The organism is Paraburkholderia acidiphila (genome assembly GCF_009789655.1).
Lineage (GTDB): Bacteria > Pseudomonadota > Gammaproteobacteria > Burkholderiales > Burkholderiaceae > Paraburkholderia > Paraburkholderia acidiphila.
Genome location: NZ_CP046910.1, coordinates 1899369 through 1919781 on the forward strand (window position 1 = coordinate 1899369; position 20413 = coordinate 1919781).

The 20413-nt window shown below is 62.7% G+C and carries 19 protein-coding genes; 8 read left to right on the forward strand and 11 right to left on the reverse strand.

Annotation, left to right across the window (positions count from 1 at the left end):
• Positions 1-12: 12 nt before the first annotated feature.
• The 3 genes from FAZ97_RS22935 to FAZ97_RS22945 all read left to right on the forward strand — a co-directional run bounded on the left by FAZ97_RS22935 (position 13) and on the right by FAZ97_RS22945 (position 2259).
• Positions 13-849: a helix-turn-helix domain-containing protein gene (locus FAZ97_RS22935; RefSeq protein ID WP_158760682.1), complete on the forward strand. Its 837-nt coding sequence runs from the start codon at positions 13-15 to the stop codon at positions 847-849.
• Between the two features lie 110 nt (positions 850-959).
• Complete coding sequence (locus tag FAZ97_RS22940) at positions 960-1508, forward strand: carboxymuconolactone decarboxylase family protein (RefSeq protein WP_158760683.1); 549 nt, start codon at positions 960-962, stop codon at positions 1506-1508.
• Between the two features lie 448 nt (positions 1509-1956).
• A complete protein-coding gene (locus FAZ97_RS22945; RefSeq protein ID WP_158760684.1) occupies positions 1957-2259 on the forward strand; it encodes a hypothetical protein in 303 nt (100 codons plus the stop codon).
• Positions 2260-2493: 234 nt separating this feature from the next.
• Here the strand turns inward: FAZ97_RS22945 and FAZ97_RS22950 are convergent, their stop codons facing one another.
• The 3 genes from FAZ97_RS22950 to FAZ97_RS22960 form a co-directional block, all read right to left on the reverse strand.
• The gene (locus FAZ97_RS22950) at positions 2494-3735 is read right to left on the reverse strand and encodes a cytochrome-c peroxidase (protein ID WP_233271745.1); all 1242 of its coding nucleotides are present in this window, start codon (positions 3733-3735) and stop codon (positions 2494-2496) included.
• A 75-nt stretch (positions 3736-3810) separates the two neighbouring features.
• A complete protein-coding gene (locus tag FAZ97_RS22955) occupies positions 3811-5691 on the reverse strand; it encodes an alkaline phosphatase family protein (protein ID WP_158760685.1) in 1881 nt (626 codons plus the stop codon).
• A gap of 454 nt (positions 5692-6145) precedes the next feature.
• Complete coding sequence (locus FAZ97_RS22960; RefSeq protein ID WP_158760686.1) at positions 6146-6565, reverse strand: winged helix-turn-helix transcriptional regulator; 420 nt, start codon at positions 6563-6565, stop codon at positions 6146-6148.
• Positions 6566-6836: 271 nt separating this feature from the next.
• Here FAZ97_RS22960 and FAZ97_RS22965 point away from each other — a divergent pair, with 271 nt between their 5' ends.
• Both FAZ97_RS22965 and FAZ97_RS22970 read left to right on the forward strand, forming a co-directional pair.
• Positions 6837-7709: an NmrA family NAD(P)-binding protein gene (locus FAZ97_RS22965; protein ID WP_158760687.1), complete on the forward strand. Its 873-nt coding sequence runs from the start codon at positions 6837-6839 to the stop codon at positions 7707-7709.
• Positions 7710-7788: 79 nt separating this feature from the next.
• Entirely contained in the window at positions 7789-8160 is a 372-nt protein-coding gene (locus FAZ97_RS22970) for a DoxX family protein (protein ID WP_158760688.1), read from the forward strand.
• Positions 8161-8632: 472 nt separating this feature from the next.
• On the opposite strand, the gene FAZ97_RS22975 is transcribed toward FAZ97_RS22970, so the two are convergent.
• The 7 genes from FAZ97_RS22975 to FAZ97_RS23005 form a co-directional block, all read right to left on the reverse strand.
• Entirely contained in the window at positions 8633-9502 is an 870-nt protein-coding gene (locus FAZ97_RS22975) for an alpha/beta fold hydrolase (RefSeq protein ID WP_158760689.1), read from the reverse strand.
• A gap of 65 nt (positions 9503-9567) precedes the next feature.
• On the reverse strand, positions 9568-10815 hold the full coding sequence (gene mhpT / locus FAZ97_RS22980; RefSeq protein ID WP_158760690.1) for a 3-(3-hydroxy-phenyl)propionate transporter MhpT: 1248 nt from the start codon (positions 10813-10815) through the stop codon (positions 9568-9570).
• Between the two features lie 94 nt (positions 10816-10909).
• A complete protein-coding gene (gene dmpG / locus FAZ97_RS22985) occupies positions 10910-11935 on the reverse strand; it encodes a 4-hydroxy-2-oxovalerate aldolase (protein ID WP_158760691.1) in 1026 nt (341 codons plus the stop codon).
• 4 nt (positions 11936-11939) lie between these two features.
• Entirely contained in the window at positions 11940-12890 is a 951-nt protein-coding gene (locus tag FAZ97_RS22990; RefSeq protein ID WP_158760692.1) for an acetaldehyde dehydrogenase (acetylating), read from the reverse strand.
• A gap of 13 nt (positions 12891-12903) precedes the next feature.
• Positions 12904-13692 carry a 2-keto-4-pentenoate hydratase gene (gene mhpD / locus FAZ97_RS22995; RefSeq protein WP_158760693.1) on the reverse strand — a complete coding sequence of 263 codons (789 nt, stop codon included), beginning with the start codon at positions 13690-13692 and terminating at the stop codon, positions 12904-12906.
• A 29-nt stretch (positions 13693-13721) separates the two neighbouring features.
• A complete protein-coding gene (locus FAZ97_RS23000) occupies positions 13722-14666 on the reverse strand; it encodes a 3-carboxyethylcatechol 2,3-dioxygenase (protein ID WP_158760694.1) in 945 nt (314 codons plus the stop codon).
• Between the two features lie 2 nt (positions 14667-14668).
• Positions 14669-16519, reverse strand: a complete 1851-nt coding sequence (locus FAZ97_RS23005) for a bifunctional 3-(3-hydroxy-phenyl)propionate/3-hydroxycinnamic acid hydroxylase (RefSeq protein WP_158760695.1) — start codon at positions 16517-16519, stop codon at positions 14669-14671.
• Positions 16520-16710: 191 nt separating this feature from the next.
• Here FAZ97_RS23005 and FAZ97_RS23010 point away from each other — a divergent pair, with 191 nt between their 5' ends.
• Entirely contained in the window at positions 16711-17514 is an 804-nt protein-coding gene (locus FAZ97_RS23010) for a DNA-binding transcriptional regulator (protein WP_158760696.1), read from the forward strand.
• Here the strand turns inward: FAZ97_RS23010 and hcaR are convergent.
• Positions 17511-18389, reverse strand: coding sequence for a DNA-binding transcriptional regulator HcaR (gene hcaR, locus FAZ97_RS23015; protein WP_158760697.1), 879 nt, complete (start codon positions 18387-18389; stop codon positions 17511-17513). The two genes, FAZ97_RS23010 and hcaR, sit on opposite strands and share 4 nt — an antisense overlap.
• A 124-nt stretch (positions 18390-18513) precedes the next feature.
• Between hcaR and hcaE the strand changes: the two genes are divergently transcribed.
• Together hcaE and hcaF are read left to right on the forward strand one after the other, a co-directional pair.
• Complete coding sequence (gene hcaE, locus FAZ97_RS23020) at positions 18514-19869, forward strand: 3-phenylpropionate/cinnamic acid dioxygenase subunit alpha (RefSeq protein ID WP_158760698.1); 1356 nt, start codon at positions 18514-18516, stop codon at positions 19867-19869.
• The gene (gene hcaF / locus FAZ97_RS23025; RefSeq protein ID WP_158760699.1) at positions 19866-20411 is read left to right on the forward strand and encodes a 3-phenylpropionate/cinnamic acid dioxygenase subunit beta; all 546 of its coding nucleotides are present in this window, start codon (positions 19866-19868) and stop codon (positions 20409-20411) included. The genes hcaE and hcaF overlap by 4 nt, the downstream gene beginning before the upstream one ends.
• The last annotated feature ends 2 nt before the right edge of the window (positions 20412-20413 follow it).

Below are 20413 nucleotides of genomic sequence, written 5' to 3' on the forward strand. Positions count from 1 at the left end.
TAAGGGAAGATCATGAGCACATTGAACCTCAACCAGCGAGTGCCGCAGGAACTGGGGGGATTGCTGCGACACTGGCGAGAAGTGCGAGGCGTCAGCCAGCTCGATCTCTCGCTCGATGCGGGCATCTCGCAGCGGCAGATCAGCTTCATCGAGAGCGGCCGAAGCGCACCGGGCCGGCAGACGCTGTTGAATATCGCGCAATCGCTTGGGGTGCCGCTGCGCGAGCGCAACGTTCTGCTGTTGTCGGCCGGATACGCGCCAATGTATTCGGAAGCCGGGTGGAACGCTGAGGAGATGTCGGTCGTTACGGACGCGGCCAGACGTGTTCTGCAGCAGAACGAACCGTTTCCGGCGATCGTCATGGACCGGTACTGGAACGTGCTCATGACCAACCGTGCCGCGCCGGACTTCTTCAACTGCTTCGTCGATATGGCGGCACGCGCTGGGCCGCGCAACATCCTGCATCTGATCTTCGATCCACGAGGCTTGCGGCCCCATATGGCCAACTGGGAGGCGGTGGCGCGCAGCCTTGTCCAGCGCGTGCAGCGCGAATCGGTGGGCCACGTCGTCGATCTCCAGACGCAACAACTCCTCGACGCGCTGCTGTCCTACCCCGGCGTGCGCCCCGAATGGCGATCGCAAGGGATGGCGGGCTCCGCGTCCACGCTGCCGATGGTGCCGATGGGCTTCATTAACAACGGCGCCGTACTCAACTACTTCTCGTTGATCACGACGGTCGGAACACCGCTGACAGTCGCTGCGCAGGAACTGCGGATCGAATGCATGTTTCCCGCCGACGCCGAAACCGAAGCGCAGCACGTCGCGCTGCTCGACGCGGCGCGCAAGTGAATGGGCTCGTTTATTACCTGGCATGTAATTGGCGCGAGTCGCGTCTCGCAATAACCTGTGTTTGTCGCCTGATCGATCTCAGCGATACCTTCAACACTCAAGGAAATATCGTGGCTCACTTCCCCATCTATACGCTCGACTCCGCCCCTGAACAATCGAAGCCCGCGCTCAACGGGCTCGCTCAAGCCTTCGGCATGGTGCCCAATATCGCCGGCGCGATTGCCGGCTCGCCGAAGCTGATCAATGGTCTCGTCGGCCTGTTTCAGCAGGCACACGGCGGCAACCTTTCCGAAGCGCACGTGCAGACGCTGCTGCTCACCAATGCGGTGACCAATGGCGCCACCTGGCCGGTCGCATTCCACTCGTTCCTCGGGGTCAAGGAAGGCCTGAGCGAGGCCGACGTGCAGGCGATCCGCGAACGCCGGCTCCCGGCGGACCCCAAGGTTGCGGCGCTGTCCCGACTGGCACGCACGCTGATCGAAAAGCGCGGCCAGGTTGACAATCACGACATCGCTGCGTTCACCGAGGCCGGCTTCGATCAGGCACTCGTGCTCGACGTCATCCTCGTGATTGCCGCCTCGACGATCACGAACTACACCGCAAGCGTCACCCAGCCGCCCCTCGAAGCACTCTTCCAGCCCTATGCGTGGAAGGCTTGAAGTGAGTTTGAGCGGCGGGAGCACCCTCAAAACCCGCCGCCGCAGAATGCATGGTTCGAACCCTTTCCCCGCCGGGAAAGGGTTTTTGATCTTCCGGTTCCTCTAAACGGCGCGTGGTCGAAGATCGCGTGTGATCCGCATAAGAGTTCGCCAGTCAACACGCGCGCGGCTTCAGGTGCGTTCGCAATCGCGCAGACTTGCTCCTTCGACAGATCAGCTTCGTTCACATCGAAGCAGTGCGTTATTTCCGGCTTCAGTGTGCCTTTGCTCCGGTCCGAAGTTCTGGAACATCCTGCCCACTTGGTTCTTAGGGCGCCCCGATGCTTCGAAGATTTTTGATTACCCGTGAGGTAATTGAATCGCACTACGCGATCGCTATGATTTGGCTACATCCTCGTAAAAGAGGAAAAGGAACGGTGCACGAGCTAGACAGGACGATTGGTCGATCATGGAAAAACAAAATCAGATATGCCAAACATCGCAGCACATCAGCGAGAAATCTGCCTTCGGCATCAAGTGGAAAAGCATCGCGCCGGCTGTCCGGCGGCAGTCCATACGTTGGAGAATTCAAATGGATGAGCTTCATGGTAAGGCGTTCTTTCATCCCCTGATAGCAGGAGCCACGATCTATCTCTGCGAGGTCATGGCGAGTGTGGACATGAGTATCGGCCGGGCATTGCTCATGGTGATCGGCGGGCTCGCGTTTGGGATCTATCGCAAGCTCATGCGTTGTAACTGCCGCATCGAGTAACGCGTAGTGCGTTGCATGGTAACTCCGCGACCGGCATAGGCGCGTGGGCGTATGACTGTAGATGGCCGGTTGTACTCATTCGCAAAAGCCGCCCAAAAGCCGTCTTAGCCGTACCGAAGCAAGCGAAGCGGTCGGCTCAGGCAGATCGATGCATATGCAAGCACCGCTCCAACGAATCGCAAAAAAAAACCCAGTTCAAAAAGCTGACCGGGTTTCTCCTTTTTCTGCGCGACGTTAGCGAGACACTGTCTTGGCGTCCGCGTCGGTCAGGGTATTCAGGAACGCCACCACGTCGTGGATATCCGAATCCGACCAGACCGGTTTGCCGCCCAGGTGATTCGTCAGCGGCTCCGTCTTCATATCCACGTTACTGCGTAGATTCTTCGGCAGGTCGTCAAACTTCACAACGTGCCCGTGCGCGTCTTTCGAATACCACTTCTCGGGGTTCGTGTCGCGCTCGACATAGAAGCGCATCGAATCTTCGAGTGTATGGAACATGCCATTGTGGAAAAACGCGCGACGCGTCGCGACGTTGCGAAGCGTGGGCGTACGGAACATGCCACAGAACCACTTTTGCTGCTTCGCCTGGTCGTCACGCAGCGGCCCGCATAACCCCATATCGAAGAAGTTCGGATCGCGGTTGGCCGGGATGTCCATGTTGCGTGGCACACCCAGCGTCTGAAAGTTGTAGTCCGTCAATGCCGGATGCGCGCCGTGAGCGCCCTTGTCGATCAGATGGCAGCTTGCACAGTTGCCCTTGTCCGGGTCGCTGAACAGCTTCAGTCCGTGCGCTTCCTGCGGCGTGAATTGATCCTTGCCGTCGAGCACGCGGTCGAACTTGCTGGAGTACGGCGCGAACGACGGATCGTTGAACTGGAATGCCTGCAATACCTTGCCCAGGTCCGCGAGCGCCTGCGCGGGTCGCGAGAAAATGTCCTGGCCGAATGCGTCCCGGAACTGTTGCGCGTAGGCGCTTTTGCTTAGCTTGTTCGCCACGTCCTCGGCGTTGCTGTTTGCCATTTCATCCGGATTAAGCAGGGGGAATGCAGCTTGATCCGCAGGGGTGTTGTAGCGCCCATCCCAGGTGTATCCGCCGATGGGCTGATTGTCTCCGTCCTCGAGGCGCTCTTTCAGGCTATTTGCCTGCGTGTACGTCCAGTAAGGCACGGCGCGCAGATAACGCAGCGACGGCACCGAGCGCAGTCCGGCTCGATCGAGGTTCGGGCCGCCCAACTGGACAGCCAGACCGTTCGGCGGGCCATAGGCATTCGCGGGGCTGTGACAGGAGGCACATGACTGCTTGCCGGAAGCCGACAGCGACGGATCGAAGAACGCTGCCTTGCCGATCGCTGCCAGATCAGGCGTACCTGCCTTGACCGTGGCTGCTTGAACGTCCGCGGCTTGTTTGTCGCAGGCGGACAGAAGGAAAACGCAAAGGGCCGTTGCGAAAACAGCCCTTGAAGGAAATTGGCGCATAACGGATAAAAAAACAGCCCGGTTCGAACAGGGAACCGGGCAAAGACAACAGAGTTCTTGTGAGACCGCCTGTGATTAGCGGTTATCGATGTTCGCCGACGTGAAGATCGGCTTGAGCGACGCATCGTCGGCGTAGCCGAGATACGAGCCAATGCCGAAGTTGTCTTCGAGCGAACGCAGCAGCGCGTAGTGGTTGTAGCCCGTGCCATCCACATGACCGCCCTTGATGAACGGCGACAGCAACAGCGTACCAATCTGATCGCCACCGACGCCGAGGTAGTTCAGCGCGATCGACACGTTCTGCACGGTTGCAGGCAGCGTCGACGCGCTAATACCGAGCAGGTAGGCTTCAGCCACCGGCAGCGTCGACATCGCGACCTGTTCCGGACGCGTCACGTTCGGACCCGTTTGCTGGTTGCACCCGGGGCACTGGTTGCCCATTTCCGGCTCCAGTACGGAGAACGTCTTGCCATCGGCACTGAGTTGCGTCGTCGGCGTGAGTCCGGTCACGACGCCTTCGTCCGTGGTGATGATGATCAGGCCGTCCTGCTTGTAGGCGGGCGAAGCCTGGATCAGCGGGATCGTCTTCTTCAGGAACGCGTCGATCGAAGTCAAACCGCCAGGCTGACCGTTTGCGCAGCCCTTGCCCGCAGTGCCCGTACCGTCACCATCGTGACCATCGTCACACAGGTTCGGCGTGATGAAGGAGAAGTTCGGCGTCGTGTCGATCGACTGAAGATCCGTTGCCAGGTCGTCTTGCAGGTTGACCACGTGCGCATCGCAGTTCGCCAGATCGTCGATGGTCGAATGGAAATACGGGAACGGATTGTGACGCGTTGCGTACTCGTCGCCCGGCTTGTCACCCGAGGCCGACGGAGCCTGCGCGGCCTGCGTGCCGTCCACAGCCTTCGTCGGGTCGGTGCCCGCGAGCTGGGCGGTTCGGCGCGGGAACGAACAGGTTCGCGTGCCGTCGCGGTTCAGGTCGTTGCCCATGTCCTCGTTGTAGCTACGCCACGTGAGCTTGGCTTGTTCCATCTGGTTGCCAATATGCTGCACGCGAGCCGGGAATACGCAGCCGCCGCTTTGATGGCCGTTTGCGTCCGTGCCTGCCGCGAGAACCTTGGGGTTGGCCGAGTCGTTGCCAATGTCGACGATATCAGACCACAGCTGGAAGCAGTCCGTTTCCGTGTCGTGCGTCGACGGCTGACCTGAGACCATCGAGATGTAGTTGTCCAGCGAAACGTGGCCGGTGCCGTAGTAGTTCGAGAGGTACGTGCCCTGCGGAACCAGCGATTTCAGATACGGGTCCTGGTTCGAATCCGAGGCCGTCGTGCCGTACGTCGATTCCGCGCTCTTGTTTTCGAGCACGATCACCCAGACGTGCTTGATCGCCTTGCTCGAAGCGACGGTTGCAATGTACTGGTCGCTCGCGGCCTTCACGACGGCGTTGCCGTTGGTGTTGAAGTCGCCCAGCAGGGCGTCCGCCGTCGTGCCAATCTTGTTCGCCAGTTGCGTTTGCGCGTCCGACTGCGACAGGCCGCTGTCGATCAGCTGCGAAAGCTGGGTGGTGATGGCACTAACGGAGCTCACGCCGCGCGGCGAACGGAACGTCGCCGTACTGTTGAACGTGGTGCCCATGTTCTTGCCCGACGTGTCGTTCTCCGTGGCACCGTTCAGGTCGGCAACGACGTACTTCCAGGAACCGTTGCTCGTATCGGTGATCGAGAATTTGCCTTGGGCATCCGAGCGCGCGACTGGCTCGCCCTGGTCGCACTTGCCGTTGTTGTTCACATCCAGGCAGACAGCCGCACCCTGGATATAGCTGCCGAGCACCTGGCCAGTGACCTTCGGCCCGTTCGAGCCACTGTCGCTGCTTCCGCAGGCAGACAACCCTGCCATTACACCGATGCTTGCCAGCATCGTGAGCGTGCCCCTGCGCAAACGTGCATTTTTCACAACTTCTCCTTGTTATAAGCCGGGTATGCCCGGCAGCTTTTAAGTCGCGGGAAGTATATGTAAGTTGTGTTACATGTTTGTTAAGATGTTGTTAGCGCAACCAACAGACGTTGGCTTCGGGTCCCTCCGGCAAATTGGGGCTCGACGAGAAAGCGGAGGGAGACCCTGCACACGGACGTTTGGACGCCAGCAAATCCATCGACAACGGACATTAGCCTGGCGGCGTGACGCCGACTGCGCGTCCATAACCACAGTTCCGGTCACGTAATAATTTAGCAGTTCTGAATACAGCCTCCCTCGGCCTCCCACTTCGTCAGACGGTCTCTTTTGATTAGAAAGACGATCCTCTTTAGGCGGAGACGACGAACCGGAAACGCGTGATACGTCCTTCCGCACCATCGGCAAAACAAGCCGCAAACTGCCCGATTCAGGCGTTCGTCATCGGGCTGCGCGTCTAGCGCGGGACATCACCGGAAGCGCCGTCAAAGCGGGCGCGCGCGGCATGGATCTCGGGATAGCGACGATCGGCCCAATCGATGAGGGCCGCCATCGGCTCTAACAGGGATTGGCCTAGTGGGGCCAGACGATATTCGACGCTTGGCGGGCTCGTGGGAAAGACATGCCGGCTGATGAGTCCGTCGCGCTCCAGATCGCGGAGTGTCTGGGTGAGCATGCGCTTGGAAATGTCTGGGATGGCTCGATGAAGCTCACTGAAGCGCTGCACTCGCGTCGCCAGTTCCATGATGATAAGCATGCTCCATTTGTCGCCGATGCGGTCGAGCACGTCGCGAATCGCGCAGTGTGCGGGCTGGGCGTCGCGTACCTGACGTTGATATCGGCTGAATCTCTCGATCGCATCCTGTGCGGTACTCATTCGGGTTCCCTTTAACTCTTCTGGTAACAAAAAACTGCCTCCTTCCGGCGCGAGGCCTCGGTCTCTATGATAGACCTGCCCTCGAACAAAGACTGCTCCTCAGGGAGCGCCGATGTCAAACCCAGTTCCCGCCCGCCTTCTGTAGCAGACTCCGGCGGGCATCCAGGCCGGCTGATGGACCCGCTGGTAGAAGCCAAATATTCCAGTAGCACTGCATCCAGTCGCAGAAGTGTTGGCGTTTAAGGGCAATACAAAATTTCAGGAGAAACACATGTTTTTGGTAATGGGAATTACAGGACGCGTCGGCGGCGCAACGGCCCAGCATCTGTTGGCGCAAGGCAGGAAAGTACGGGCGTTGGTCCGCAATCGCGAGAAGGCGATGACTTGGGCAGATCAAGGTGTGGAACTCGTCGACGGCGACTGGAATGATGCGACCACCGTAGAGAGGGCGCTCGAAGGGGTCGACGGTGCATTTGTCATGTTGCCGGCAGTCTGGGCACCTTCGCCTGATTTCAGGGAAGCAAGGAGCGTAATCGCGAATTATGTCGACGCGCTAACCAGAGCAGCGCCGCCGCGCGTGGTTGCACTGTCATCGATGGGTGCGAACAGAACCAGCGGGCTGGGAATGATCACCGCCCTGTCGCTTCTCGAGCAAGGACTGCGCCAACTGACGTTGCCAATAGCCTATGTGCGAGCCGGCGGTTTTTTCGAGAACTTCCTTTACGGCTTGCACGTCGCCCAGGGTGGCACGCTACCCGTCTACTACAACCCGACGAGTCGGAAGTCGACCATGGTTGCGACTGACGATATCGGCGCCGTGGCGGCTACGCTGCTGACCGGGCTGGCGTGGACCGGACATCGCGTCGTCGAGCTTGGCTCGATGGTCAGCGCAGATGAGGTCGCGGCCCAGTTGGGCGAAGTCCTGCAGCGCGACGTCAAGGCCGTTGCCATCCCGCGGGCCGGGTGGCCAGCAGCGTTCGAACAGTTCGGCATCCCGAAGGGACAGACCGGACCGGCCGAAGCGCTGTTCGATGCCGTCAACGCCGGCTGGATGGACCTCGGCGTCGCGGGTACGGAGCACGTCGCGGGCGCGACTTCCCCTCGCGATGTCTTTGCGGCGGCCCACAAGGCCACTACGGCATAAACAACAGAGATCGGCCGGCTCGTCGATCAGGCGCCCCCGCTGGTCATCGGCAGCGCCCTCATTAGAGAAGGTAGAACGAATGTCCAAGATTTCCTGGCGCCAGACATTACCTTTGGTTCTTGCCGCTTTCTTCGTCGCAGGATCACTCAGCAACATCGTCGCCCCGCGATCCATCTTCGAGGAATACCTGAAGTGGGGATATCCGCACTGGTTCCATTTCGTGACTGGTTCACTGGAACTCATGACCGCCATTCTGCTTGCGCGAGCACGCACGCGGTTGTGGGGCTCGGTGCTCGGCTGCACCGTGATGTTGGCGGCGCTGGCAACCGTCATCGTCCACGGCGAATACGCGCATGGGGTGGCGCCACTTTTCGTCGCGATACTATCGATTGTTGTCGGCTGGATTGCCTGGCGCAAGCGACTCGTTACCGGTTCTATCGCTCCGGCTTAAACCTTACGCGACCCTCAAGAGCATAGACAGCATGCAGGAAGTGTTATTAGCCAACGGAGCATCGGTAATCAACCGACGCTCCGGCTATTGGCACAACAGGCCACGCGCCTCCCCGGTAGCGAGTCGCACGGCCGAAACGAGCAAATGGCCGATCCTGCAGTCCCGATTGCTGGAGGAGCGACGAGAATCGGCTAGGCCAAATACATCCCATTGACGTCGAATACGCGTGCTCACGATCGCGCGGCGCAGAGCGCGGCTCGTCAACCTTGGATATCCCCCTGATCCGGTCGCGCATCGCGGCGCGGTATCCTCGGGTCCCAATACGTGCGACGAGGAAGAACCGCAGTTACACGTGGCGCGAGAACCCAAGCAACATCCGCCCTACCAGGACGCGCGCTGGAAACGTCCATTTTCGGGACGCTATCGAGCGCGCTCCGGCGCCGCATCATTCCCGCAAGTACTTCGGCGCGTTTCAGTGCTGCAGAAAGTCGATCACCATGCGGTTGAACGCTTCCGCGTGCTCCCACTGCGCCCAGTGGCCGCAACGGTTGAACACGTGCAGCTGCGCGTTCTGCATGCCGGCCAGCAGACGAAGACCGATATCCATCGGCACGAAGCGGTCGTCGCGGCCCCAGATCACGAGCGTGGGCGCGGCGATTTCGCCAAGGCGCGCGCCGTAGTCGCTGAACTGCTTCGGGAACGCGGCGAGGCTCTTCACGAAGTTTTCCAGATGGTCGCGGCGCGCGAGCATGTTATCGAGGCGCGTTTGCATCAGCTCGTCGGTGAGCGCGCTCGCGTCGTACACGAACACGTTCATCATGCGCTTGAGGTTCTCGATGGTCGGATCGCGATAGAGTCCTTGCAGCAGCTTGATGCCTTCGGTCGGCATCGGCACGAAGTTGCTCGGGCCGCCGGTGCCGCCGCCCATCAGCACGAGCTTGCCCACGCGTTGCGGGTTCGCCAGCGCGAAGGCAACGGCGCTGTGACCGCCCATCGAATTGCCGAGAATATGCACGCGCTCGATATCGAGCACGTCGAGCAGGCCCTTGAGCACGCGGCCGTTCAGGTCCGAGCGCGAGCTCGTGCAAACGATCGGGTCGCTCTTGCTCCAGCCCGGGCAGTCCATCAGGATCACGCGGTAGCCGGCCGCGACGAGCGGCTCGACGTTGCGGTTGAAGTTGGCCCAGCCGCTCGCGCCCGGACCCGAGCCGTGCAGCATCACGACGGTTTCGGCGCCTGCGCCTGCGTCGTTGTAGTGAATCTGGAACTCGACCTCGCCGTCCTTCACACGGGCGAACTTGCTCGTCGAGGCTTCGGTGATTGCTTGTGCCGTACCAGTCATGATGACCATCCTTTAAAACGTGATAACCCATGCCGGAGAAGGCGCGTGCCTTCTCCCCTTCGAATTCATACGCCCTGTGCACCCAATGCGCCGCGCTGCCTGAATGCGCCCACCACGCTCAGCGCGGCCAGCGCCGCGATCACGACGAGCGGAATGCTCGAGCCCACCAGCATCGACGGGCTCTGACCGAGTGCGAACAACTGGCCCGCCACGAGCGGCCCGAGAATCGAACCGAGACGCCCCACGGCCACGGCCGCGCCCACACCCGTGCCGCGCACTTCTGTGGGGTACGCATGGCCCGCGAGTGCGTAAAGCACCGACTGGCCGCCCACGATAAAGAAGCCGCACAGCAGACCGCCCACGGCCGTCGAGCCTGCGCCGCCCGCGCCCGCGAACACGGTGAGCGCCACCACGACGCCGATGTACATTCCGATCACCGTGCCGCGGCGGCCAAAGCGATCCATGATCGTTGCGATCGCAACCGCGCCGATACCGCCGCCGATGTTGAACAGCATGAGCACGAGGTTCGACTGCACGCGCGTGAGGCCGCGTGCGAGCACCATCGAGGGCAGCCAGTTCATCAGGAAGTACAGCACGATCAGCGTGCCGAGGTAGCTGATCCACAGCGCGATGGTGGTACGCGCGCGGCCTTCCTGCCAGAGCGCTTGCGCCACGGTCGGCGCGCCTTCCTTCGCGATCTTCGAAGCCTGCGTGGCAACGAATTGCTGCGACTCGCGCAGGAACGCGCCGAGCAGCGGCACCATCACGATCGGGCCGAGACCGCCAACGTGGAACACGTGGCGCCAGCTCGCGTCCCCCGTGCCGAGCATGCCGATTACGGCGGCGATCGCCGCGCCGAACGGCATGCCACAGTACATCGCGCCCACCGCCGTGCTGCGCTGCTGCTCACCCGCTGCTTCCGCGCACAGCGCGATCAGGTTCGGCATGGCCGCCCCCAGACCGAGGCCCGTGAGCAGACGCGCAACGAGCAGGCTTTCGAAATTCCACACCATGGTCGTGGCGAGCGAAAACAGCCCGAACAACGTGACCGACCACATGAGCACGCGCTTGCGGCCAAAGCGGTCGGCAAGCCGCCCGCCCAACGCCGCGCCCGGCAAGAGGCCGATCGCGCCGGCGCTGAACGCCCAGCCCATTTGCGCCACGGCGAGATGAAATTCCTTTGCCATACGCGGTCCCGCTACGCCCGCCGATTGCAGGTCCAGCCCTTCGAGCAGCGCAATCGCCAGACACAGGGCGATGGTTGCCTTGCCGCTCGTTGCACTTCCTCCAGCACTACTGTTTCGCGACGTCATAAAAAGTCTCCGAATGTATAGGCAAACCGCTCTTTTGGCGGATATATGCGGCAACGCCGCGCACCACCCAAAAGGCGATGTGCGGCGCGCTTGATCAGGACTGCAATGCTTCCTGGCGCTTTTTCAGATCGAGCGCCACGTCGACGATCATGTCTTCCTGGCCGCCCACCATCCGGCGCTTGCCCAGTTCGACGAGAATGTCGACCGTCTTCAGGCCGTACTTCTTCGCGGCCACTTCCGAGTGGCGCAGGAAGCTCGAATACACACCCGCGTAGCCGAGCGCGAGCGTTTCGCGGTCCACGCGAACCGGGCGGTCCTGCAACGGGCGCACGATGTCGTCGGCGGCGTCCATCAGCGTGTAGAGGTCCGTGCCGTGGTTCCAGCCCATGCGCTCCGCCGCGCCGATGAACACTTCGAGCGGCGCATTGCCCGCGCCAGCGCCCATGCCCGCAAGCGATGCATCGATGCGGTCGCAACCTTCTTCCACGGCGACGATCGAGTTCGCCACACCCAGCGAGAGGTTATGGTGCGCATGCATACCCGTTTGCGTTTCAGGTTTCAAAGCGGCCTTCACCGCACGGAACCGGTCGCGCACGTCGTTCATCGTGAGCGCGCCGCCCGAATCGACCACGTAAATGCAGGTCGCGCCGTAGCTTTCCATCTTCTTCGCTTCGACAGCGAGGTTTTCCGGCGTGGTCATGTGGCTCATCATCAGGAAGCCCACGGTGTCCATGCCGAGTTCGCGCGCGAATTCGATGTGCTGCTTCGAAATGTCGGCTTCCGTGCAGTGCGTAGCCACGCGCACGATGCGCGCCCCCGCGTTGTACGCGGCCGTCAGGTCGTGAATCGTGCCGATCCCCGGCAGAAGGAGCGTAGCGATCTTTGCGTGCGTGACCACGTCGGCCACGGCTTCGATCCATTCGAGGTCACTGTGCGCGCCGAAGCCGTAGTTGAAGCTCGAACCTTGCAGGCCGTCGCCGTGGGCGACTTCGATGCTGTCCACTTTCGCACGGTCCAGCGCACGGGCGATGTCCTGCACGTTCTGGATCGAGTACTGATGGCGAATGGCGTGGCTGCCGTCGCGCAGCGTCACGTCGGAGATATAGAGTTTCTTGCTCATGGCCTTAGGCTCCTTGCACGCTCAAGAGCGTCTGCGCCATGCGTTCGGCGGTGGCGAGCGCGGCGGAAGTCATGATGTCGAGATTGCCTGCGTAGGCAGGCAGATAGTGCGCGGCGCCTTCCACTTCGAGGAACACCGAGGTCTTCAGGCCGCTGAACTTGCCAAGGCCCGGGATATTGAGCGGCGCGTTCGCGGGAATCTCGTCGAACTGCACCTTCTGCTTCAGGCGATAGCCCGGCACGTAGGCGTGCACCTTCGCGGCCATCGCTTCGATGGACTGCTCGACCTTCTCGCGGTCGGCCGCCTCAGAAAGCGTGTAGACCGTGTCGCGCATCATGACCGGCGGCTCCGCCGGATTCAGCACGATAATCGCCTTGCCCTTCGCGGCGCCGCCCACCACTTCGATAGCGCGCGACGTGGTTTCGGTGAACTCGTCGATGTTGGCGCGCGTGCCGGGGCCAGCGGATTTGCTGCTGATCGAAGCGACGATCTCCGCGTAGTGGACCTTCGCCACGCGCGACACGGCGGCGACCATCGGAATCGTGGCCTGGCCGCCGCACGTCACCATGTTGACGTTGAGCGCTTCAATGTGAGCGTCGATGTTCACCACCGGCACGCAGTACGGGCCAATCGCGGCGGGCGTGAGGTCGATCACGCGGATCGACGGCTTGAGCGTGCGCAGCAGCGCGTCATTCTTCACGTGCGCGCCAGCGCTGGTCGCATCGAACACGAAGTCGATGTCGTCGAACACAGGCAAACGCGTGAGGCCTTCCACGCCTTCGTGCGTGGTGGCCACGCCAAGACGGGCAGCGCGTGCGAGGCCATCGGAGTTCGGGTCGATGCCGACCATCGCCGCCATCTCCAGATGCCGGCTGTTGCGCATGATCTTGATCATCAGATCCGTGCCGATGTTGCCGGAGCCGATGATCGCGGCCTTGAGTTTTTCGGAAGCCATATGAATTCCTGTATCAGGCGGAGAAAGTCGCGCGAACGCTGCCGAGGCCTTCGATCTGCGCGGTGTACGTGCCGGGTTCCTTCACGGCGACCATGGGCCCGAGCGCGCCCGTGAGCACCACGTCGCCCGCACGCAGCGGCGTGCCGAGCTGGACCATGCGGTCTGCGAGCCACACGGCCGCGTTGAGCGGATTGCCCAGACACGCGGCGCCGTTGCCGCGCGAGAGCACTTCGCCGTCGCGCGAAAGCTCCATCGCGCAAGCGCTCAGGTCGATCTGCGAGAGCGGCACCGGGCGGCTGCCCACCACGAAGCGCGCGCTCGAGGCGTTGTCGGCCACCGTGTCGACGAAGCGGATGTCCCAGTTCTGGATGCGGCTGTCCACCACTTCGATCGCTGCGAGTGCGTAGGCGCTGGCGCGCAGGATATCGACGAAGGTGTGCTTCTCGTGCGTGAGATCGTGCTCCAGCACGAGCGCGATTTCCGCTTCCACCTTCGGCTGGATCAGTTGCGAAAGCGGAATCGCTTCGGCATCGCCGTAAGCCATCGAGGCGAACAGCGCGCCGAAGTCAGGCTGATCGACGCCCAGCTGCCTTTGCACCGCGAGCGACGTGAGGCCGATCTTGCGGCCCACGATGCGCTCGCCGTTCGCCACGCGCAGGTCCACGTTGGCCTGCTGCACGGCGTAAGCCGTTGCGATGTCATCAAGGGCAATCTCGCCGCGCACCGGCTCGACCACGTTGCGCGACGCTTCGGCTTCGCGCAGGCGCGCGGCCAGCGCCGCGACGAGTTTCGAATCTGACATGTTGATTCTCCGGAGTCCGTACTGATTTATCAAGCCGCGTCGGGCGTGGCATGCATGGTGGCAAAACCCGCGATCCATTCGGGAATTTCGCGGTAGTAATCGAGCGTCGCGCGATACGGGCCATAGGCGGCCAACGCGCCAAATGCTGCGACCCACGTTCGGATTTCATGAGCCGACTTGCCGCCGTCCCGTGTAATGGCCGCGTTCGTCATGCCATCCACGGAAGTCAACTCGCCCGATTCAAGGCGCGCGAGGAACGCGCGGTCCCATTCGGGATTGAGCGGATGCAAATGGCTGTCGCCCGCCGTGAAAGACCTGGCCGCGGCCACGGTGCGCGCCTGGCGTGCGGCGCGCGAGTCGGCCGTGGGGTTGCGGCCCGCGATCAAACGCTCTGCCACTTCGGGCGTCGCGCCGAACAGTTCCGGCACTGGCGGCTCATGCGAAATGCCGCCCGAGCCCACCACGAGCACACGCCTGTCGCTGCGCGAGAAGAAGCGGCCAATCGCGTCGCCAAGCAGGCGCGCGCGGCGCAGCGTCGCCATGGGCGGCGCCACCGAGTTGATGAACACGGGAATCACAGGGTAGCGATCCAGGCCGCCCGTGAGCACTTCCAGCGCCTGCGCGCAGCCGTGATCGACCTGCATGCGGTACGAAAGCGCTACGTCGATATCGGCGTCGAGCACATTTTCGGCGAGCTTGTGCGCGAGGTCTTCCGGCACCGGCAGCGTGCCGGCCATGCTCTTGAAGTCGCCGATGGCCTCGGCGCGCGCGCCAATGCAGAACGGCGGCATCACGTCATAGAAGAAGCCGTTGAAGTGGTCGGGTGCGAACGCAACGATCAGGTCGGGGTTGAACGCTTCCACGCGTTCGCGCGCGGCGCGGCCTACCCGTTCGACTTCCGCCACCACTTCAGGCTGCGGATCGAAATAGCCGTGCAACGGCGTGTGCGAAAGACATTCGAGGTGAATCGGCATACTCATGCTCCTGCTGTGCGCGCAACGGCCACGCCGCGCACGGGACGGTTTTGCGGCGCAGCGGCGCTCGCCTCGCGCAAGGCGGCTTCGGTCATGCCGAGCTTGCCCGCGAGCTCGACGATCGCGTCCGATACCTGTTGTGGCGTGCACACGCCCGCGACGAAGCGGTCCGGACGCAGCAGCACCACGGATTCCGGCAGGCGGCTGAACCACTCTTTCAAGCGGCCCTGCACGTCGCCGAGCGCGAGCACGCCCTCGGGCACGTCGTCGGCGTATTCGAGCTGCACGTCGGGCTTCGCGAAGACGAAGCGCGCACCCAGGCGCTCCCACAGTGCGCGCGCCTGCGGCGTGAGGCCGAAGGTCGGGTCCGCGCCCCACGCGAGCACCGCAAAGCCGTTGCCGATCGCGTCGTCGAGGCGCACCACGCGGCCATCGGCAAGACGCACGCGCGGCTGAATGAACATGCGGCCCACCGGTGAAGCCGCGAGCGGATCTCGGCCGTAAGCGAGACGGCCGATCAGCGAGTCGCGCTTCTGGCTCATCAAGCCGAGCAGGCGCCCCGGCGCCGAGTTGCCCGAGCGCTCCAGCAGGCTTGCGAACCAGCCACCCGTCTTCTGCGGCGGCGGCAGCAGCACGACGCCCGCTTCATAACGCGGCATCGGCTTGAAGCGCATTTCCACGAAGTAGCGCTTGACCGAGGGGAACACATTCATCCAGCGCACGAACGTGTCGCGAAAGCGCGCGCCGAAGCGTGTGGTGGGCGCGAAGATATCGCCCGCGACTTCGGAGAGATGGATCATCGAACGCGCGTGGGCGCGGCGCTCCACGGTGTAGCTGTCGAGCAGTCGGCCGTCGGCCTGGCCCTTCGCGACCATCGCGAGCTTCCAGCCCAGGTTGTTCGCGTCGCGAATGCCGCTGTTGTAGCCCTGACCCTGCCACACGGGCATGATGTGCGCAGCGTCGCCAGCCAGCAGCACGCGGTCCACGCGGAACGTTTCCGCCAGACGCGCGTTGTGCGTGTACACGCGCTTGCGGATGTAGTCGACCTTGTCGGGGTCGGCCACCACCTTGCGGATCAGCGCGGCCATGTTCTCGGGCTTCGAGAGTTCTTCTTCCGTCTCGCCCGGCATCACCATGAATTCGAAGCGGCGAATGCCATGCGGCAGCGCGGCCGACACATACGGGCGCTGATGATCGCAATGCATGTAGATATGCGGCGAGCCGATGGGGTCGTTGCGCACGTCCACCACGATCCATTGATTCGGCTTCGTGCGGCCTTCGAAGGGCACATTCAGCGCGCGGCGCACGAAGCTGTTGCCGCCGTCCGCACCCACGAGGTGCGCTGCGCGGATCGAGCGGCGCTCGCCGTTCGCATCGCTCACGTCGATCGTCACGCCCTGCGTGTCTTGTTCGAACGCGTCGACGGCGTGGCCGAACAACACGTTCACATGCTCGAAGCGCGCGAGCCCTTCATAGAGCACGCGGTCTGCGAGCGGCTGAATGAACGCGTTGCGCCGCGGCCAGCCGAACTCGTCGGTGCGCGGCTCGATCGAGGCGAAGCAATGGCCGTCTTTCGTGACGAAGCGCATCCAGTGGTCGGGCGTGGTGTGCGGCAGCAGCGCGTCGGCGAGCCCAATCGACTGGAATACGCGCAATGCTTCGTCATCCAGACCAATGGCGCGCGGGTAGTCGATGATCTGGTCGAGCTTCTCGACGAGCGTGACACGCACGCCTTGCAGGCCGAGAATGTTGGCGATCATGAGGCCGACCGGACCCGCGCCGATGATGGCGACGTCGGTGGCAATCTGGCGAGGGCGGACGGTATCCGCCTCGGGGGCGAGGGGGGTGTTCATGTGTCTCCTTCTCGCGCGACTTATGGAGCCGCTGCGGATGCTGACAGGGGTGCCTGAAAACGGATCACCCGGTTGGACGTTTTGTCGCAGTCCGGTGAATGGAAGCGAGTCTAGGTTCCGCCCGATGCGCGCTCAACATTTTTAGAGAAATGTGCATAGAATGCACACAGTTGATTTTTAAGGCATTTTTGATGACGAAGTATGCAAACGTGCGGGGTCTGGCGCGGGGGCTGCAGGTGCTCCAGGCGCTCAACGCCATGGAGAACGGGCGCGCCACGAGCCAGCAGTTAAGCGAGGCAACAGGTCTGCACCGCACGACGGTGAGGCGCCTGCTGGAAACCCTGGTCGAGGAGAAGTTCGTGCGCCGTAGCGCCTCGGACGACAGCTTTCGTCTGACGATGAACGTGCGCGGCCTGAGCGAAGGCTTCACCGACGACGAGCTGATCGCGACCATTGCGCCACCGATCATGGCGCAGATGCTCCAGCGCACCGTGTGGCCATCGGACCTCTCGACGCCCGACGGCGACTCCATGGTGATCCGCGAGACCACGCACCGCTTCAGCCCGCTTTCGTTTCACCGCGCGATGGTGGGCCGCCGCCTGCCGATCCTGCTCACGGCGGCGGGCCGCGTGTACTTCGCCATGTGCCCCGAGGCGGAGCGCGAGGACATCCTGGAGTTGTTGCGCGCCGGTGCCGGCGGGGAACAGCAGCAAAAACTCGCTGGCGACAAGGCGTTTATCCGCAATCTCGTCCGGCAGACCCGCGCGGACGGCTTTGGCTCCAATCACGGCGACTGGGCGGACCAGCGCAAGATCGGTGCGCTCGCAACGGCTATCGAGGCGCATGGGCGCGTGCTCGCGAGCCTGAACGTGATCTATCTGGAACAGGCCATCAATCCGGCGGAGGCGGTGCGGCGCTTCGTGCCCGAGCTGCAGCGCGCCGCGCAGGAAATGGTGACGGCGCTAGAGGCGCAAGAGGAAGGCACGAAGCGTTAAGCCTCGTTTTCACGCACGAGTTCGAACAACGCTTCGAGTTCCGCCGAGTGCGGCTCCTTGCGCGACACCATCAGCAAGTCGATGGTGGGCGGCTCGCCTTCGAGCGGGCGGGTGCAGATCGCGCTGCTCGTGAGCGACGAGACATACGCGGGCAACAGCGCATAGCCAAGCCCCATGCCCACCAGATTCAGATTGAGCAGAATATTGGTCGCGACCTGCGCCACCTTGCGCTCGATGCCGTGCGCCTCGCAATACGCCTCGGCCACACTGTGCACCTGCCCCGAAAACTGCGGATGCGTGCTGATGAACGGCTCGCCGCTCAATTGCGCCGGTGCGATGCGCTTTTGCTTCGCAAGCGGATGACTGCTCGGCAGCACCACCACAAGCGGCTCGGTGAGCACGACTTCACTGCGCAATTCAGGCGATACGACGGGGCGCCGCATGAATGCCACGTCGATATCGCCGCGCAATAGCGCGTCTTCCTGCTCGGCCGTTGGCAGGCTGCGCAACTCGACGTGCACCTCGGGAAAGCGCAAGCGCAAACGCGGCAAGATCACCGGGAAAACCCGGATCTCGGCGGCGGGCACGAAACCAATTGTCACCGTCGCGCGCCCCAGCCCCACCTGACGCGCACGCGCCACCGCGCGATCGGCCTGCGCCACCACGAGGCGCGCCTCGGCGAGAAACACCTTGCCTGCGTCGGTCAATTCCACCTTGCGGCGCGTGCGCTCGAACAGCGGCGTGCCCACTTCGTCTTCGAGATTGCGTATCTGCTGGCTCAGCGAAGGCTGCGCCGTATGCAGACGCTGCGCCGCGCGCGTGAAGCTCAGCTCGTCGGCGACGGCAATGAAATAGCGCAGGTGTCTCAGTTCCATGCTCGAGTTATCGTTTCGAAGTCTTAGTGGCAACAAACAAAATATTTCACAACGGCAAAGCGAGCAAGGATCATCCGTCTGCATTCCCGCCCAAAAAGGCAATGCTGCCACGGAGGAGACTCGCATGTCCGCAATCATCGACATCGATGCACTCGTCGACGCGCAAAATGGCCGCGTCACGTCGTCCATCTATACCGACCCCGACATTTACGCGCTCGAACTCGAGCGCATCTTCGGCCGCTGCTGGCTGTTCCTCGCCCACGTCAGTCAAATACCGAAAGCCGGCGATTTTTTCAATACCTACATGGGCGAAGACCCCGTCGTCGTGGTGCGTCAGAAGGACGGCTCGATCAAGGCCTTCCTCAATCAGTGCCGCCATCGCTCGATGCGCGTGAGCCACGCCGATTGCGGCAACACGCGCGCGTTCACCTGCCCGTATCACGGCTGGTCATACGGCGTGGATGGCGCGCTCATCGACGTGCCGCTCGAACCGCGTGCGTATCCGCAGGGCCTGTGCAAGGAGAAATGGGGCTTGCAGGAAGTCACACGCGTGGCTGTGTACAAAGGCCTCGTGTTCGGCAACTGGGACGCGAGCGCACCCGACCTCGAAACCTATATGGGCGACATCGCCTGGTATCTCGACGGCGTGCTCGACCGCCGTGAAGGCGGCACCGAGATCGTGGGCGGCGTGCACAAGTGGGTGATCGACTGCAACTGGAAATTCCCGGCGGAGCAGTTCGCGAGCGACCAGTATCACGCACTCTTCACGCACGCGTCCGCCATCGAAGTGCTCGGCGCGAAGGAAGGCGCCGCAGACAAGGCCCTCGGTGCGGGCCAGACCGCGCGCCCCGTGTGGGAAACCGCGAAGGACGCGCTGCAGTTCGGACAGGCCGGCCACGGCAGCGGCTTTTTCTTCACCGAGCAGCCCGACGCGAACGTTTGGGTGGACGGCGAAGTCTCGCAGTACTTCCGCGACACCTACGCCGAAGCCGAAGCGCGCCTCGGCAAGGTTCGCGCGCTGCGTCTTGCGGGCCACAACAACATGTTCCCCACGCTTTCGTGGCTCAACGGCACGGCCACGCTGCGCGTGTGGCACCCGCGCGGCCCGAACCAGGTCGAAGTGTGGGCGTTCTGCATTGCCGACAAGGCCGCATCCGATGAGGTGAAAGCCGCTTTCGAACGCAGCGCGACGCGCGCGTTCGGGCCCGCAGGCTTTCTCGAACAGGACGATTCGGAAAACTGGGCCGAAGTACAGAAGGTGCTGCGTGGCAGCCGCGCGCGCAAAACGAAGCTTTGCCTTGAAATGGGCTTGGGTAACGAGCGCTTGCGTGAAGACGGCATCCCTGGCATGACGAACTACATTTTCTCGGAGACGGCCGCGCGCGGCATGTATCGCCGCTGGGCCGACCTGCTGATCTCCGAAACGTGGGACGAGGTGAACGAGCGCACCGCGCGCTACGAGGCGGAGGTGCTCAAATGAGCGAAATCGCTGAACTGGATTTCACGCCCGCACGCGTGGGGCTCGAACTGCATCACGAAATCGAGCAATTCTTCTTTGAGGAAGCCGCGCTGCTCGATGGCTGGCGCTTTCGCGCGTGGCTCGACCTCATGTCGAAAGATATCCGCTACACGATGCGCACTACCGTCAACGCGCAAACGCGCGACCGTCGGCGCGGCGTGCAACCGCCCACCACGTGGATCTTCAACGACACGCACTTCCAGCTCGAACGCCGCGTGGCGCGCCTCGAAACCGGCATGGCGTGGGCGGAGGAGCCGCCCTCGCGCACGCGCCATCTCGTGACGAACCTGCGTGTGCTCACCACCGATACGCCCGGCGAATACGAGGCACACGTGAACTACGTGCTCTACCGCTCGCAGAAGGAGCGCGATGAGACGTTCTACGTGGGCCGCCGCATCGACCGCGTGCGCCGCGTGGAAATCGCGCAATGGCAGATTTGCCGCCGTGAGATCACGCTCGACCAGGCGGTGCTCACTTCCCATAACCTGAGTGTGCTTTTCTGATC

Coding starts and splice junctions, on each gene's coding strand:
- FAZ97_RS22935 (WP_158760682.1), top strand. CDS start 13: ATGAGCACATTGAACCTCAACCAGCGAGTGCCGCAGGAACTGGGGGGA.
- FAZ97_RS22945 (WP_158760684.1), top strand. CDS start 1,957: ATGGAAAAACAAAATCAGATATGCCAAACATCGCAGCACATCAGCGAG.
- FAZ97_RS22950 (WP_233271745.1), bottom strand. CDS start 3,735: ATGCGCCAATTTCCTTCAAGGGCTGTTTTCGCAACGGCCCTTTGCGTT.
- FAZ97_RS22960 (WP_158760686.1), bottom strand. CDS start 6,565: ATGAGTACCGCACAGGATGCGATCGAGAGATTCAGCCGATATCAACGT.
- FAZ97_RS22965 (WP_158760687.1), top strand. CDS start 6,837: ATGTTTTTGGTAATGGGAATTACAGGACGCGTCGGCGGCGCAACGGCC.
- FAZ97_RS22970 (WP_158760688.1), top strand. CDS start 7,789: ATGTCCAAGATTTCCTGGCGCCAGACATTACCTTTGGTTCTTGCCGCT.
- FAZ97_RS22975 (WP_158760689.1), bottom strand. CDS start 9,502: ATGACTGGTACGGCACAAGCAATCACCGAAGCCTCGACGAGCAAGTTC.
- mhpT (WP_158760690.1), bottom strand. CDS start 10,815: ATGACGTCGCGAAACAGTAGTGCTGGAGGAAGTGCAACGAGCGGCAAG.
- dmpG (WP_158760691.1), bottom strand. CDS start 11,935: ATGAGCAAGAAACTCTATATCTCCGACGTGACGCTGCGCGACGGCAGC.
- FAZ97_RS22990 (WP_158760692.1), bottom strand. CDS start 12,890: ATGGCTTCCGAAAAACTCAAGGCCGCGATCATCGGCTCCGGCAACATC.
- mhpD (WP_158760693.1), bottom strand. CDS start 13,692: ATGTCAGATTCGAAACTCGTCGCGGCGCTGGCCGCGCGCCTGCGCGAA.
- FAZ97_RS23000 (WP_158760694.1), bottom strand. CDS start 14,666: ATGCCGATTCACCTCGAATGTCTTTCGCACACGCCGTTGCACGGCTAT.
- FAZ97_RS23005 (WP_158760695.1), bottom strand. CDS start 16,519: ATGAACACCCCCCTCGCCCCCGAGGCGGATACCGTCCGCCCTCGCCAG.
- FAZ97_RS23010 (WP_158760696.1), top strand. CDS start 16,711: ATGACGAAGTATGCAAACGTGCGGGGTCTGGCGCGGGGGCTGCAGGTG.
- hcaR (WP_158760697.1), bottom strand. CDS start 18,389: ATGGAACTGAGACACCTGCGCTATTTCATTGCCGTCGCCGACGAGCTG.
- hcaE (WP_158760698.1), top strand. CDS start 18,514: ATGTCCGCAATCATCGACATCGATGCACTCGTCGACGCGCAAAATGGC.
- hcaF (WP_158760699.1), top strand. CDS start 19,866: ATGAGCGAAATCGCTGAACTGGATTTCACGCCCGCACGCGTGGGGCTC.